16 protein-coding genes are annotated in these 13,870 nt (G+C 70.2%); 10 read left to right on the top strand and 6 right to left on the bottom strand.

Going from position 1 to position 13,870, the window contains the following annotated elements; all coding sequences use genetic code 11:
• Window positions 1-18: 18 nt before the first annotated feature.
• Window positions 19-600, bottom strand: a complete 582-nt coding sequence (locus V5F53_RS11720) for a hypothetical protein (RefSeq protein WP_393997617.1) — start codon at window positions 598-600, stop codon at window positions 19-21.
• Window positions 601-882: 282 nt separating this feature from the next.
• Window positions 883-1,065, bottom strand: coding sequence for a DUF1192 domain-containing protein (locus V5F53_RS11725; RefSeq protein WP_393997616.1), 183 nt, complete (start codon window positions 1,063-1,065; stop codon window positions 883-885).
• A 152-nt stretch (window positions 1,066-1,217) separates the two neighbouring features.
• Between V5F53_RS11725 and V5F53_RS11730 the strand changes: the two genes are divergently transcribed.
• Window positions 1,218-2,231, top strand: a complete 1,014-nt coding sequence (locus V5F53_RS11730) for an NAD(P)H-quinone oxidoreductase (RefSeq protein WP_393997615.1) — start codon at window positions 1,218-1,220, stop codon at window positions 2,229-2,231.
• Between the two features lie 46 nt (window positions 2,232-2,277).
• Here the strand turns inward: V5F53_RS11730 and V5F53_RS11735 are convergent, their stop codons facing one another.
• Window positions 2,278-3,096, bottom strand: a complete 819-nt coding sequence (locus V5F53_RS11735; RefSeq protein ID WP_393997614.1) for a phosphatase PAP2 family protein — start codon at window positions 3,094-3,096, stop codon at window positions 2,278-2,280.
• Window positions 3,097-3,232: 136 nt separating this feature from the next.
• On the opposite strand from V5F53_RS11735, the gene V5F53_RS11740 reads away from it, so the two are divergent.
• The 3 genes from V5F53_RS11740 to V5F53_RS11750 all read left to right on the top strand — a co-directional run bounded on the left by V5F53_RS11740 (window position 3,233) and on the right by V5F53_RS11750 (window position 5,817).
• Window positions 3,233-3,886: a 2-hydroxychromene-2-carboxylate isomerase gene (locus V5F53_RS11740; protein WP_393997613.1), complete on the top strand. Its 654-nt coding sequence runs from the start codon at window positions 3,233-3,235 to the stop codon at window positions 3,884-3,886.
• 156 nt (window positions 3,887-4,042) lie between these two features.
• Complete coding sequence (locus V5F53_RS11745; protein ID WP_393997612.1) at window positions 4,043-4,741, top strand: orotate phosphoribosyltransferase; 699 nt, start codon at window positions 4,043-4,045, stop codon at window positions 4,739-4,741.
• A gap of 5 nt (window positions 4,742-4,746) precedes the next feature.
• Window positions 4,747-5,817 (top strand): quinone-dependent dihydroorotate dehydrogenase, encoded by a 1,071-nt coding sequence (locus V5F53_RS11750; RefSeq protein ID WP_393997611.1) that lies wholly within the window; start codon window positions 4,747-4,749, stop codon window positions 5,815-5,817.
• Window positions 5,818-5,852: 35 nt separating this feature from the next.
• On the opposite strand, the gene mscL is transcribed toward V5F53_RS11750, so the two are convergent.
• Window positions 5,853-6,314 (bottom strand): large conductance mechanosensitive channel protein MscL, encoded by a 462-nt coding sequence (gene mscL, locus V5F53_RS11755; protein ID WP_393997691.1) that lies wholly within the window; start codon window positions 6,312-6,314, stop codon window positions 5,853-5,855.
• Between the two features lie 268 nt (window positions 6,315-6,582).
• Here mscL and fabA point away from each other — a divergent pair, with 268 nt between their 5' ends.
• From fabA to V5F53_RS11780, 5 genes are all read left to right on the top strand, one after another.
• Window positions 6,583-7,116 (top strand): 3-hydroxyacyl-[acyl-carrier-protein] dehydratase FabA, encoded by a 534-nt coding sequence (gene fabA / locus V5F53_RS11760; RefSeq protein WP_393997610.1) that lies wholly within the window; start codon window positions 6,583-6,585, stop codon window positions 7,114-7,116.
• Between the two features lie 219 nt (window positions 7,117-7,335).
• On the top strand, window positions 7,336-8,553 hold the full coding sequence (fabB, locus tag V5F53_RS11765; protein ID WP_393997609.1) for a beta-ketoacyl-ACP synthase I: 1,218 nt from the start codon (window positions 7,336-7,338) through the stop codon (window positions 8,551-8,553).
• 203 nt (window positions 8,554-8,756) lie between these two features.
• Window positions 8,757-9,605: an enoyl-ACP reductase FabI gene (gene fabI, locus V5F53_RS11770; RefSeq protein WP_393997608.1), complete on the top strand. Its 849-nt coding sequence runs from the start codon at window positions 8,757-8,759 to the stop codon at window positions 9,603-9,605.
• A gap of 187 nt (window positions 9,606-9,792) precedes the next feature.
• Window positions 9,793-10,554, top strand: coding sequence for a bestrophin-like domain (locus V5F53_RS11775; RefSeq protein ID WP_393997607.1), 762 nt, complete (start codon window positions 9,793-9,795; stop codon window positions 10,552-10,554).
• A 153-nt stretch (window positions 10,555-10,707) separates the two neighbouring features.
• Window positions 10,708-11,598: a cation diffusion facilitator family transporter gene (locus tag V5F53_RS11780; protein ID WP_393997606.1), complete on the top strand. Its 891-nt coding sequence runs from the start codon at window positions 10,708-10,710 to the stop codon at window positions 11,596-11,598.
• Between the two features lie 33 nt (window positions 11,599-11,631).
• Here V5F53_RS11780 and mog read toward each other — a convergent pair whose 3' ends face one another.
• Entirely contained in the window at window positions 11,632-12,159 is a 528-nt protein-coding gene (gene mog, locus V5F53_RS11785) for a molybdopterin adenylyltransferase (RefSeq protein WP_393997605.1), read from the bottom strand.
• Window positions 12,160-12,439: 280 nt separating this feature from the next.
• Here mog and V5F53_RS11790 point away from each other — a divergent pair, with 280 nt between their 5' ends.
• Window positions 12,440-13,327, top strand: coding sequence for a substrate-binding domain-containing protein (locus V5F53_RS11790; protein WP_393997604.1), 888 nt, complete (start codon window positions 12,440-12,442; stop codon window positions 13,325-13,327).
• A gap of 104 nt (window positions 13,328-13,431) precedes the next feature.
• Here V5F53_RS11790 and V5F53_RS11795 read toward each other — a convergent pair whose 3' ends face one another.
• The gene (locus V5F53_RS11795; RefSeq protein ID WP_393997603.1) at window positions 13,432-13,638 is read right to left on the bottom strand and encodes a TOBE domain-containing protein; all 207 of its coding nucleotides are present in this window, start codon (window positions 13,636-13,638) and stop codon (window positions 13,432-13,434) included.
• Window positions 13,639-13,870 lie beyond the last annotated feature (232 nt).

The raw sequence follows: 13,870 nt of genomic DNA on the forward strand, positions 1-13,870 counted from the left end.
TGCGAGGCGCGCGCGGACCTACGGGACGTCCTCCCGCGTCAACACGTCCCAGCCCATGTCGTCCAGCGACAGATCCTCCAAAGGGAGATCGTCGGGGAGATCGTCCAAAGGCAAATCCCGGGGCAGGTCCCGCGACGACACGAGATGAAGCCGCGGGCGTCCAGCCGGACGTCGCCGCGGCTTTTCCATTGGCGCGCCCACGCGCAACTCCACGGGGGCGCAGCCCTCGTCCGATACGGGATGCGCCAGGGCATCGAGCCCCACGAGCAGTTGGGCGGCAAGACCCGACACCTGCAGCAGCACCACCTGCAACGCCGGCGCGCGGGCCTCGCGCAGGGCCGGCGTCAGCGCCCGCGCCACCTGGCCCGGCAGGTCGAGCTGCTCCGCCGCGTCGCGGGCGCGGCACGCGGGCATGTCGCCCTCGGTGGCGGCGCGCAGCAGCAGCAGGGTGGCCGACAGATCCAGCAGCAGCACGCCGAGCGCGCCGCGCCCCGCCTCCTCCAGGCCGACGCACACCCGCTCATCGGCCAGCCGCGCCCGCGCCTCCGCCAGCAACGCCATGCCGCCGTCGAACATCGCCTCCAGCGCGCGCGTTCCCATGTTCGCGTCCCGTCCCACGCCCCGCCTCTTTCTCAAGGGGCGACACCAAACGCTGGCGCGCGCCAAAGGTAAAGGCCGGGTGATCACGGTGCTCTGGGGAAATCGGGCACAGGCCGGTGGCATGGCGCATCGCCGGACCGCCAAAAGAAGAGCCGCCATGCGGCGGCGGCTCAGTCTCACAGGGAGGAATGCCGGGCGGTCGATGCGGATGGGACGACCACCTGACCCCACCAGTTTCACGCCGGAAGGTTAACGCGGAATGAACGCTCGGCAGCCTCGCCGTCACAGCTTGAAGGCGGCATCGGCGGCCGCGCGCGAGGCCTCCTTGGCCGCCAGCGCCGTTTCCAGGCGCACGATCTCCGCCTTCAGGTCGTCGATGCGGGCGCGGATCTCGTCCACCGACAAACGCGAGATGTCGCCGCCGGTCAAAGTCTCCCGCCGGGGCGCCGGCCGTTCCTCGTCCATGCCATCCTCCTGTCGCTGCGGCGGCGCCAGGATAGAGCGCGCAGGCGGCGACATGAAGGGCGGTGACGGCCACGGGCAACGTGTGGCCAACGCTTGGCCCTCCCCCCGGCCAAGGGGTACAAGGCGCCACCAGAGCCTTTGGGAGCCCATCCATGACCGAGCCGGCGCCGTCCCTGCCCTCCACCATGACCGCCATCGCCATCACCGCCCCCGGCGGGCCGGACGTGCTGGCGCCGGAAGCGCGCCCGGTGCCCGTGCCGGCGCCCGGCGAAGTGCTGGTGAAAGTGGAGGCGGCCGGGGTCAACCGGCCCGACGTGATGCAGCGCAAGGGCCTCTATCCGCCGCCGCCCGGCGCCTCCGACATCCCGGGCCTGGAGATCGCCGGCACGGTGGTGGCGCTGGGCGCAGGCACCGGCCGCTTCGCCATCGGCGATCGCATCTGCGCCCTGGTCTCCGGCGGCGGCTATGCCGAATACTGCCCGGCCCCCGAAGCCACCGCGCTGCCGATCCCGACCGGCCTCTCCGCCACCGAGGCGGCGGCGCTGCCGGAAACCGTGTTCACGGTGTGGAGCAACGTGTTCGAGCGCGGCGCCCTCAAGGCCGGCGACTGGCTGCTGGTGCACGGTGGTTCGAGCGGTATCGGCACCACCGCCATCCAACTCGCCAAGGCGTTCGGGGCACGGGTGATCGTGACCGCCGGCTCGGACGAGAAGTGCGCCGCCTGCCTCGCGCTCGGCGCCGACGTGGCGGTGAACTATCGCGACACCGATTTCGTGCCGCAGGTGAAAAGCGCCACCGGCGGCAAGGGCGCCAACGTGATTCTCGACATCATCGGCGGCCCCTACATCCAGAAGAATTACGAGGCCGCGGCCGTGGACGGGCGGATCGTACAGATCGCCTTCCAAAAGGGCGCCAAGGCGGAGGTGGACTTCATGCGCCTGATGCTGAAGCGCCTCACCCACACCGGCTCCACCCTGCGCGCGCGCCCGCTCGCCGAGAAGGCGGCGCTCGCCGCGGCCGTGGTGGAGAAGGTGTGGCCGCTGGTGGCGGCCGGCGCCATGCGCCCGGTGATGGACAGCGCCTTCCCCCTGGCCGAGGCGGCCGCCGCCCACGCCCGCATGGACGCCAGCACCCACATCGGCAAGATCGTGCTGACGGTGGACTGAAGGCGGAGCGGGGCCTGCGCCGGCCCCGCCTCTCCCCGGGCTGCGCTCAGGCCCCGCCGCCGGCCGCCCGGCGGACGCGGGCGACGAGGCGCCGGACCGCCGCCCGGGCCCCCTTCTGCGCCTTGAGGGCGACCCGGCCGATGGCCAGTTCCACCACCATGTCGGACGGCGCGCCGCGCCGGTCGTAGAGCCAGAACCGCGCCAGCACCACGATCAGCACCACCAGCACGCCGGAAAACACCACATCGGTGAAGAAATGGCCGCCGAAGGCGATGCGCAGGCCGCCGGCCGCCGCGCCGAACGCCACCGCCGCCACCAGCGCCACCGCCCGCACCGGGCCGGGCGGCAGGAGGCTCGCCGGCGCCACCAGCCAGAAGCCGAGCGCCCCTTCACCCGACACGAACGAGCAATTGCCGGGGCAGGTGCCGTCGGTCTCGTACCAGGACTTGAACCCGTCCTTGCCGCCAAACGTGTCCACATGCACCGGGCGCGGCCGCCCCCATTCCTGCTTGAGGATGCCGTTGACCACCAGCCCCGGCCCCAGCGCCATGGTGAGCGCCAGCAGCACCGCGGCGCGCGCCGGCATGAACATGCGCCGGCGCGGGAAGATCAGCTTCAGCACCAGGGCGGCGAAGGCCGGCGCGGCGATGATCCAGGGAATGTAGTTGCCGAGCGCCCGCGCCGTCTGCGCCCAGGGCACGCCGGCCAGGGCGAAGTGGCGGCGCGGGGCATCCCAGAACAGGCTGGTGATGGCGAGGTCCCACTCGGGGAACACGGTGAACAGGATCGCCACCGCGGCGCCGATGACCAGCGCGAAGAACAGCACCCACTTCACCGCGTCACCTTCGCTCCTCTGCGTAGCCACCCATCGGGCTACCGCCACAACCCGGGGCATCCGCCCGCTTGGCAAGATGGGAACATCCCGCCCTTGTGGAAGCCGCGCGCGCGGAGGCACATTGGCAACCGCTCGTCACCTGCGCATCTACAGGCAGGAGGGTCCGATGACCAGCGCCACGCTCGATTTCTATTATGAGTTCGCCTCCCCCTATTCCTACCTGTCGGCCATGCGCATCGCCGCCGTCGCCGAGGCGGCCGGCGTGCGGGTGCATTGGAAGCCGTTCCTGCTCGGCCCCATCTTCGCCGCCCAGGGGCATGCGGACTCGCCTTTCAACGTCTTCCCCATCAAGGGCGCGCACATGTGGAAGGACATGGACCGCCTGGCCGCCCGCCAGGGCCTGCCGCCGGTGACCCGGCCCGACCCCTTCCCCGGCCATAGCCTGCTGGCGGCGCGGGTGGCGCTGTTCCTGGACGAGGGCTCGCGCCCGTCCTTCTCCCGCGCCCTGTTCCAGGCGCAGTTCGCCGGCGGGCGCGACATCGGCGCGCGCGAGACGGTGCGGCAGGTGCTGGCGGGCCTCGGCCACTTCTGCGCCGACATCATCGCCGAGGCCGAATCCCCCGCCAACAAGGAACGCCTGCGGGCCCGCACGGAGGAGGCGAAGGCCCGCGGCGTGTTCGGGGCGCCGAGCTTCGTCACCGCCGACGGCGAGCTGTTCTGGGGCAACGATCGCCTGGAGATGGCGGTGGACCATGCCAGCGCCCTCGCCCGGACGCCGGGCGATAATTCCGCCCGCGCGCGGCGCGAGGGCACCGGCTGAATCGCCCGGCGCGGAGCGGCGGCCCGCGCCCCGCCATTTTCGCGCCCCCCACCCGGCGCCGGCGGGGTGGCGCCGGGCGCCGGCTCTGCTATATGCGCGGCCTTGGGCAGCCATCGTCCGCCCGCAATCCTTCCCCCATCGAGAGGCGCGCCGCACATGGCCAATGTCACAGCTTTTGCCGATCCGGCGACCATCGCCGAGCAGACCGCGCGGATGCTCCTGGAGGTGGAAGCGGTGCGCTTCTCGTCGGGCGAGCCCTTCATCTTCACCTCCGGCTGGGCCAGCCCGGTCTATATCGACTGCCGCCGGCTGATCTCCTTCCCCCGCGTGCGCCAGACCCTGGTGGACTTCGGCGTCTCCACCATCTACCGCGAGATCGGCTACGAGCAGATCGACACCGTGGCCGGCGGCGAGACCGCGGGCATCCCGTTCGCCGCCTGGGTGGCCGACCGGATGATGCTGCCCATGCAATACGTGCGCAAAAAGCCCAAGGGCTTCGGCCGCAACGCCCAGATCGAGGGCCACCTCGCCCCCGGCCAACGGGTGCTGCTGGTGGAGGACCTGACCACCGACGGCCGCAGCAAGGTGAATTTCGTCAACGCCCTGCGCACCGCCGGGGCGGAGTGCGGCCACTGCTTCGTCTTCTTCTATTACGACATCTTCTCGGAGGCCTCGGGCATTCTGAAGGATGCCGGCCTCAGCCTGCACCGGCTCGCCACCTGGTGGGACGTGCTGGCCGAGGTGAAGAAGTCCAACCGCTTCGAGAACAGCCAGGTCGGCCAGATCGAATCGTTCCTGCACGATCCCCACGCCTGGTCCAAGGCCCACGGAGGCACCGCCGTCACCGGCGAGTGACCGCCATGGATCTCTACGCCCTCGCGCGGCCGCTGCTGCGCTTCATCTCGCCGGAACGGGCGCACACCTTCGCCATCACGGCGCTGCGCCGGGGCCTGGTGCCGTCTCTGGCCGGCGCCGACGACCCGGTGCTGGCCACCCGGCTCTGGGGCATCGACTTTCCCAACCCCATCGGCCTGGCCGCCGGCTTCGACAAGGATGCGGAGGTGGTGGACGCGGTGCTGGCGCTGGGCTTCGGCTTCACCGAGGCCGGCACGGTCACGCCGCGCCCGCAGCCCGGAAATCCCAAGCCGCGCCTGTTCCGGCTCGACGAGGATGACGGCGTCATCAACCGGTTCGGCTTCAACAGCCAGGGGCTGGCGCCGTTCGTCTACCAGCTCGGCCGGCGCCGCGCCGCCGGCGCGACCGGCATCGTCGGCGCCAACGTGGGGAAGAACAAGGAGAGCGAGGACGCCGTCGAGGACTACGCCGCCGGCATCGCCGCCACCTGCCGGCTCGCCGACTATCTTGTCTGCAACATCTCCTCGCCCAACACGCCGGGGCTGCGCTCGCTCCAGGCCCGCTCGGAAATGTCGGCGCTGCTGACCCAGGTGCTGGCGGTGCGCGACGCCTCCATCCCCGACCCCGCCGCCCGCCCGCCGCTGCTGGTGAAGGTGGCGCCCGACCTCGACGACGCCGGCCTCGCCGACGTGGCCGAGGTGGCACTCGGCGCCGGCATCGACGGGCTCATCATGGGCAACACCACGCTGTCGCGGCCGGCGAGCCTGAAAAGCCTTCACAAGGGCGAGACCGGCGGCCTGTCCGGCCGGCCTCTCCTGGCGCTGTCCACGGAGCGGCTCGCCGCCCTGTCGCGGCTGGTGGAGGGGCGCCTGCCGCTGATCGGCGCCGGCGGCGTGGCCTCGGGCGCCGACGCCTATGCCAAGATCCGCGCCGGCGCCAGCCTGGTGCAGCTCTATTCGGCCCTGGTCTTCCACGGCCCCGGGCTGGTGAACCGCATCAAGGCGGATCTGGCGGCCCGACTCAAGGCGGACGGATTTCGCCACGTCAGCGATGCGGTGGGCGCAGACGTGCGTTGAGCCCGGCGCCGCGCCCGGCGGGCGCGGCGCGCGGCTCATGCTCCCGGCGTGCGGCCTTCGGCGGCGGCCTTGGCAGCGACGTCCTTGGCCAGCAGGTCGCGAATCTCCTCCAGCAGCACCTCCGAGCGCGGCGGGGCCGCCGGCGCCTTGGCGGCATTCTTCTCGGCATTGCGGCGCAGGGTGTTGATGGCCCGCACCAACAGGAACAGCACGCCGGCCACGATCAGGAAATTGATGGCGATGGTGATGAAGGCGCCATAGGCCAGCACCGCGCCCTGCTTCTTCGCGTCCACCAGGTTCTCGGCCGTCACCGATTTGGCCAAGGGAATGAAGTAGTTCGAGAAATCGAGCCCGCCGGTGACGGCGCCGATGACCGGCAGGAAGATGTCGCCCACCAGGGAAGTGACGATATTGCCGAAGGCGGCGCCGATGATCACGCCGACGGCGAGATCGACCACGTTGCCCTTCACGGCAAACTCTTGGAACTCCTTCAAAATCGCCATGCTGCGGCTCCCTGGTCCGGCAAAGATCACGGTGGCGCACGCCAAGCCGCCCCCCATCTCACCCGATCGGGCCGGGCGCGGCAAGGCGACGGGCGCGCCGGCGCGCGCCAGGCGGCGGACGAGTTTCGAGGCCGTGACGCTTTCATGACTTTGAGCCCGCCCGCGCCTATGTTAGGGAGTGCCCCGCCGCCGGCATCGGGGGTGGGCCGCAAGGCCCGGTGGAAACGACCCTGACGGGCAGCAAGGCGATTAAGCTCAGAAAATGGCGGAACGGCAGACCAGCTTCGGGTATGAGGATCTCCTCGCGTGTGGACGTGGCGAGCTGTTCGGGCCGGGCAATGCGCAATTGCCGCTGCCGCCCATGCTCATGTTCGACCGCATCTCGGAGATTTCCGAAACCGGCGGAGAATTCGGCAAGGGCATGGTTCGCGCCGAGCTCGATGTGAACCCGGACCTGTGGTTCTTCGGCTGCCACTTCAAGGGCGATCCGGTGATGCCCGGATGCCTGGGCCTCGATGCCATGTGGCAGCTCGTGGGCTTCTTCCTGGGCTGGCTCGGTGCCCCCGGGCGCGGGCGGGCGCTGGGGCTCGGCGAGCTGAAGTTTTCCGGCCAGGTGCTTCCGGACGTGAAGAAGGTGGTGTACGGCGTCGACTTCAAGCGCGTGATGCGTTCCAAGCTGGTGCTCGGCATCGCCGATGGCTGGCTGGCCGCCGACGGCACCGTCATCTATCGCGCCCGTGATCTCAAGGTGGGCCTGTTCCAGGCCGACACGGCCGCCGCGACCACCGGCGCCTGACAAGGCGTCGCCACGATCGCAGGCCACCATGCCCGCCGCCGACGCGCCCCAGGACGGGCACGCCGGCGCGGCCCAAGCCGGGCCATCGGCAAGCCCGCGCGGCGCAGGAGCCTCGAGCTCACGGCGCCGTTCCAGGACCTTGGCCGACACCCGGGCGCGACGCCCGGGCCGCGGGCCGGGGCCAGCAGCCCTTTTTGTGCGTTCCAATGGGGATTTGACATGCGCCGCGTCGTCGTCACCGGGATGGGCATCGTCTCGTCCATCGGCAACACCACGCAGGAGGTGCTCGCCAGCCTGCGCGAGGCCAAGAGCGGCATTTCCTTCGCCGAGGACTACGCCAAGCTGGGCTTCCGCTCCCAGGTACACGGCGCGCCGACCCTGAACGCGGAAGAGGTGGTGGACCGCCGCGCCATGCGCTTCCACGGCGGCGGCACCGCCTGGAACCACGTGGCCATGGACCAGGCCATCCGCGATGCGGGACTGGAGGCGAACGAGGTCTCCAACGAGCGCACCGGCATCGTCATGGGCTCCGGCGGGTCTTCCACCAAGACCATCGTGGATGCCGCCGACATCGCCCGCGACAAGGGCCCCAAGCGCGTGGGTCCGTTCGCGGTGCCCAAGGCCATGGCCTCCACCGCCTCGGCCACGCTGTCCACCTGGTTCAAGATCAAGGGGCTCAGCTATTCCATCTCGGCCGCCTGCGCCACCACCAACATCTGTATCGGCAACGCCTATGAGCTGATCCAGTACGGCAAGCAGGACATCATCTTCGCCGGCGGCTGCGAGGACCTGCACTGGACCCTTTCGGTGCTGTTCGACGGCATGGGCGCCATGTCGTCCGCCTATAACGACCGCCCCGCCGTGGCGTCCCGCGCCTATGACAAGAATCGCGACGGCTTCGTCATCTCCGGCGGCGCCGGGGTGCTGGTGCTGGAGGAGCTGGAGCACGCCAAGGCGCGCGGCGCGCGCATCTATGCCGAAGTGGTGGGCTATGGCGCCACCTCCGACGGCGTCGACATGGTGGCCCCCTCCGGCGAGGGCGCGGCGCGGGCCATGCGGCTTGCCACCTCCACGGTGTCCGCGCCCATCGACTACATCAACCCGCACGCCACCTCGACCCCCATCGGCGACCTGAAGGAGATCGAGGCGATCCGCGCCGTGTTCGGCGCCGCCTGCCCGCCGATCTCGGCCACCAAGTCGCTCACCGGCCATTCCCAGGGGGCCACCGGCGTGCACGAGGCCATCTATTCCATCCTGATGATGCAGAACGGCTTCATCGCCGAGAGCGCCAACATCGAGGAACTGGATCCGGCCTTCGCCGACATGCCCATCGTGCGCAAGCGGGTGGACAATGTGAAGCTCGGCCATGTGCTGTCGAACGGCTTCGGCTTCGGCGGCACCAACGCCAGCCTGGTGCTCAAGCACCCCGAGGCCTGAGGCCGCGGCAGGAAAGCGTACACGCTTTGTAACGATCGGTGGGAAGAGGTGACGGCGAGGCCGTGGCGCGACCCGCCCGGGTCTGCTATCGCCGGGTGATGCGCGGTTTTGCCGCCGCGCGACGGCGGCGGTTCGGCGTTCCTGGCGCGCCGGGCCGGCGGGACGGCCGCTCCCTTCACGGGACAATGCTCTAAGGGTGGGTGATGCAGGACCTGATGAAAGGCAAGCGCGGCCTCGTGATGGGCGTCGCCAACGACCACTCCATCGCCTGGGGCATCGCCAAGGCGCTGGCGGGACAGGGGGCGGAAGTGGCCTTCACCTACCAGGGCGGCGGCATGGCCAAGCGGGTGCGGCCGCTGGCGGAAAGCCTCGGCTCCTCGATCCTGCTGCCGTGCGACGTGGAGGACCTGGCCAGCGTCGACGCCGTGTTCGCGACCCTGAAGGAGACCTGGGGGAGCATCGACTTCCTGGTGCACGCGGTGGCCTTTTCCGACAAGTCGGAGCTGAAGGGCCGCTATGCCGACACCAGCCGCGAGAACTTCTCGCGCACCATGGTCATCTCCTGCTTCTCCTTCACCGAGATCGCCAGGCGGGCCGCGACGCTGATGCCCCAGGGCGGTTCGCTCATCACCCTCACCTATGGCGGCTCCACCCGGGTGATGCCCAATTACAACGTGATGGGCGTGGCCAAGGCGGCGCTGGAAGCCTCGGTGCGCTATCTGGCCGCCGATTACGGCCCGGCCGGCGTGCGTGTGAACGCCATCTCCGCCGGCCCGGTGCGCACGCTCGCCGGCGCCGGCATCGCCGATGCCCGCCTGATGTTCAATTACCAGAAGCGCCACGCGCCCCTGCGCCGCACGGTGTCCATCGAGGAAGTGGGCGGCTCGGCGCTCTATCTCCTCTCCGATCTGTCCACCGGTGTCACCGGCGAGGTGCACTTCGTGGACTCGGGCTACAACATCATGTCCATGCCCCACCCCGACGTGCTGAAGACCCAGGAAGACGCGGAGGCGAAGCTGGCGGCGGAGGCCCCCTCCAAGGCCGCCGAATAGCGCCGGAACGCCCTCGGCGGAGCCGGCCTCGCCCGCCCGGCACCGGCACCGGCACCGGGGCGTGCCGGCCCCGTTGAAGCCCTGCCGTATTCGTGATTTGAGACGGCATGCGGCCGCCGCGCGGGGCCGTGCGGCACGGCGCGGCGGCGGGAAGCGCCGGCCCGGTCCGGCACGCGGGGGAACGGCCATGCAGGCACTGCTGGTGGGGGGACTGGTGTTCATCAGCCTGTTCGCGGGTGTCTGCGGCGGAATGTGGGGCGCGCGCCGGCTGAAGGAACAGCACCTGTCCAAGGAAACCCAGGAGGCCGTGAAGCTGGGCGTGGGCATGGTGGCGGCCATGTCGTCCCTCATCCTGGGCCTGATGACGGCCTCTGTGAAAGGCAATTTCGACGCCACCGCCAAGGACGTGCAGCAGTTCGCCACGGACCTCATCACCGTCGACGTCTCCCTGCGCACCTATGGGCCGGCGGCGAACGACGCCCGCCAGGCGCTGATCGCCTATACCCGCCATGCCCTGGCCGAAACCTGGCCCGGCGAAAGCGCCGGTCGCAGCCGGGTCCAGAGCGCCAGCTCGGAAATCCTGCTGGAGGCGGTGGGCCACCAGATCCGCATCCTCGCCCCCGCCACCCCGGTTCAGGCGGAGCTGCGCGCGGAGGCCCTGGAGCGCTACAAGACCGTCACCTCCCTGCGCTGGACCGTGGTCGGCGAGGCGATCACCAGCGTGCCGCCGGTGTTCATCGCCGTCCTCATCGTCTGGCTGACCCTCATCTTCATCAGCTTCGGCCTGTTCGCGCCGGTGAACGCGGTGTCGGTGGTGATGTTCTTCCTGTGCTCCCTGTCGCTGGCGGGGGCGCTGTTCCTGATCCTGGAGATGAGCGGGCCGTTCGACGGCATCATCCAGATCCCCAGCTCCGCCATGCGCCACGCCCTCGACCAGATGCGGCGCTGACGGGCCGCGGCCGGTCGCGCCGCCCGCGCCGTCTTGCAGGACAATTTTGGAATCGCTAAAAACTGCGAACCGGACATGGGCCGGTCGCGCATCCATGGCACCTTGCGCGCGCCCGGCCACGCCGATGCCAGCTTCAGGAACGGGAGACGAGGGATGACCCGCAGAGCCCTTTGGGTTGCGGCCGCGAGCGTGGCCGTGGGCATCGTCGTCCTCGGCCTGAAGACCATGGCGTGGTGGGTCACCGGCTCGGTGGCGCTGCTGTCCGACGCGCTGGAGAGCATCATCAACGTCGCCGCCTCCCTCGGCGCGCTGGTGGCGATCCACATCTCCTCGCGCCCCGCCGACGACAACCACCAGTTCGGCCACTACAAGGCCGAGTATCTCTCGGCGGTGGTGGAAGGCGTGCTGGTGATTCTGGCCGCCATCACCATCCTGCGCGAGGCCTACAACGGCCTGATGGCCCCCCGGCTGCCCGACGATCCGCTGCTGGGCATGGCGTTCAACGGCGCCGCCACGGCGCTGAACGGGCTGTGGTGCTGGGTGCTGATGCGGGAGGGCCGGGCCCATCGCTCGCCCGCCCTCATCGCCGACGCCAAGCACCTGTTGGCCGACGTGGTGACCTCGTTCGGCGTGCTGATCGGCTTCGTGCTGGTGCCGCTCACCGGCTGGCCGCAGCTCGATCCGCTCATCGCCGCCCTGGTGGCGCTCAACGTGCTGTGGATGGGCTGGGGCCTGATGCGCGAATCGGTCGGCGGCCTGATGGACGAGGCCGCCCCGCCCGGGGTGGTGACGCGCATCCGCGAGCTTGTGTCCCTGCATGCCAACGGCGCGCTGGAGGTGCACGATCTGCGCACCCGCCACGCCGGCCGCATCACCTTCGTGGAATTTCACATGGTGGTGGCCGGCGACATGACGGTGGCCGCGGCCCATGCCATCTGCGATCGCATCGAGACCGCGTTCGCCACGGACATGGAGGATGCGGTCCTCACCATCCATGTGGAGCCGGAGGGAGAGGCCAAGCTCCAGGGCGTGGTCGTGCTCTGATTCCCCCGCGCGCCGGGCTCCTGCCCCTGCGAATCAGGCACCCTTCGGGCGGAACGCCGCCACCACCCGCGGATCGGTCTCGATGCGCCCGGCGCCGATCAGGTCCAGGCAGTAGGGAATGGCGGGGAACACCGCGCCGAGACACACGGCGATGGACGCCGGCTTGCCCGGCAGGTTGACGATGAGGGTCTTGCCGCGCACCCCGGCTTCCTGGCGGGAGAGAATGGCGGTGGGCACCTCGTTGAGGGAGATGCGCCGCATCTGCTCCCCGAAGCCCGGAAGCGGCTTGTGAATCACCGCCGCCATCGCCTCCGGCGTCAGGTCGCGCGGGGCCGGGCCGGTGCCGCCGGTGGTGCACACCAGATCGAGCCCGCCCCGGTCGCACATGTCGACCAGGGTATCGCGCACGCTTTCGAAGCCGTCCGGAATGACCCGGTAATCCACGCTCCAGGCACTGGAGATGGCGCGCCGCAGCCAGGCTTCGATGGCCGGGCCGCTCTTGTCCTCATAGGTGCCCTGGCTGGCGCGGTCGGAAATGGTGACGATGCCGATGCGAACCATCGCAATGTCCCTGCTGCGAGAGAGGAGTGGGCTGATCCGCCGCCGCCGGGACGGCGACACGGCGGACCCTGCCCGCCGCTCTAAAGCATTTTCACCCGAGGCTGAATCGCGAAACGGCGGGTGGTGGCGGCCCGGGCCGCCTCCCTATCCCGGCAGGGCCGCGATCCTGTTGGGAGCGCGCGGGTTTTTGTTGCGTCGCCGCGATGACACCGTATCTATGTGGATATAGCTGTTCTTATGTGTTTCTTCCGATCTCCCTGCGTCTTTCCCGGGTCCCGACATGTCGGAATTTCTCACCACGCGTGAGCTGGCCACTCTTTTGAGGGTGAAGGAGCGCAAGGTCTACGACCTAGTGGCGGCGGGCACGCTGCCCTTCCGCAAAGTCACGGGGAAGCTGCTGTTTCCCCGCAAGGACATCGAGGGCTGGCTGGGCGCCGAGACCGGCGAGGTGAACGCCGACCCGCCGGCGGGTGTCTCGGCACCGGCGCGGCCCCTGGTCTTCGCCGGCGGGCATGATCCCCTGCTCGAGTGGGCCCTGCGGGAGTCGCGCTCGGGCATCGCCGCCTTCTTCGACGGTGCGCTCGACGGACTGGAGCGCGCCGCGGCGGGCAATTGCATCGCCGCCGGCCTCCACATTCCCGACGAGACCGGCTGGAACGTCCACGCCTTCGAGGACCGGTTCGGCCAGGAACCCTGGGTGCTGCTGGAATGGGCGTGGCGCACGCGCGGTCTCATGTCCCGGCCCGACCTGCCCCGCGCGCCAGCCCGCCTGAAGGACATCCGCGGCCTGCGCTTCCAGGGCCGCCAGCCGGAAGCGGGCAGCGAGCTGGTGCTCGACCGGCTGCTGAAGGAGGCGCGGATGTCGCGCCGGGACCTGTCGCCGGTGGACACCGTGGAGCGCTCGGAGATCGACCTCGCCATGGCCATCGGCAGCGGCCGGGCCGACGTGGGCCTGGGCATCGAGGCGGCGGCGCGCCAGTTCAATCTGGATTTTGTGCCGCTGCTGAAGGAGCGGTTCGATCTGCTGGTCTGGCGCAAGGCCTATTTTGACCCCCCGTTCCAGCAATTCATGGCGTTCTGCCGCGGTCCGGCCCTCGCCGCCCGCGCCGCCGCGCTCGGCGGCTACGACGTCACCGGGCTGGGCACGGTGCGCGCCAACGGCGACTGAGCCCGCCCGAGCTGGCGACGCGGCCCACGGACCGCGCCCGATGGCCCGCCCCGGACACCGTCGCGAGCGAGGGCGGGGCTTTCGCCGCCCTCGCTCGCCAGACGTCACGCCACTGCGATGATGACGTCCGAGGATTTCACGATGGCGGTGGCGCTGCCCCCCACCTTGAGCCCCAGTTCATCCACCGACTCGTTGGTGATGGAGGCGGTGATCTTGATGCCGTTCACGTCCAGCACCACGTGGGCGGTGGTGGCGCCCTTCTTGATGTCGACGATGGTGCCGGGCAGGGCGTTGCGAGCGGAAACCTTCATTTTCATTCTCCTTGCTGCTGGACCGGATGACGTCGCGACGCGGGGCCCCCGGCCCGATCGGCCGGGCACGCGCGGCGGACGGGTGAGCAGCTCCTTGCCGGCGGGCGACGTGTGATCCATCCCGCCCTCCCCTTTTTCCGGAGCTGCCCTCACGGGCGCGTGCGGGCGGCCCCGCCCGCCGAAAAGCTATGTTGCATTGGCTACAGCTTGTCGACGCCGACGGCATTGCGCC

It is taken from the genome of Xanthobacter cornucopiae (assembly GCF_043195065.2).
Classification (GTDB): domain Bacteria; phylum Pseudomonadota; class Alphaproteobacteria; order Rhizobiales; family Xanthobacteraceae; genus Xanthobacter.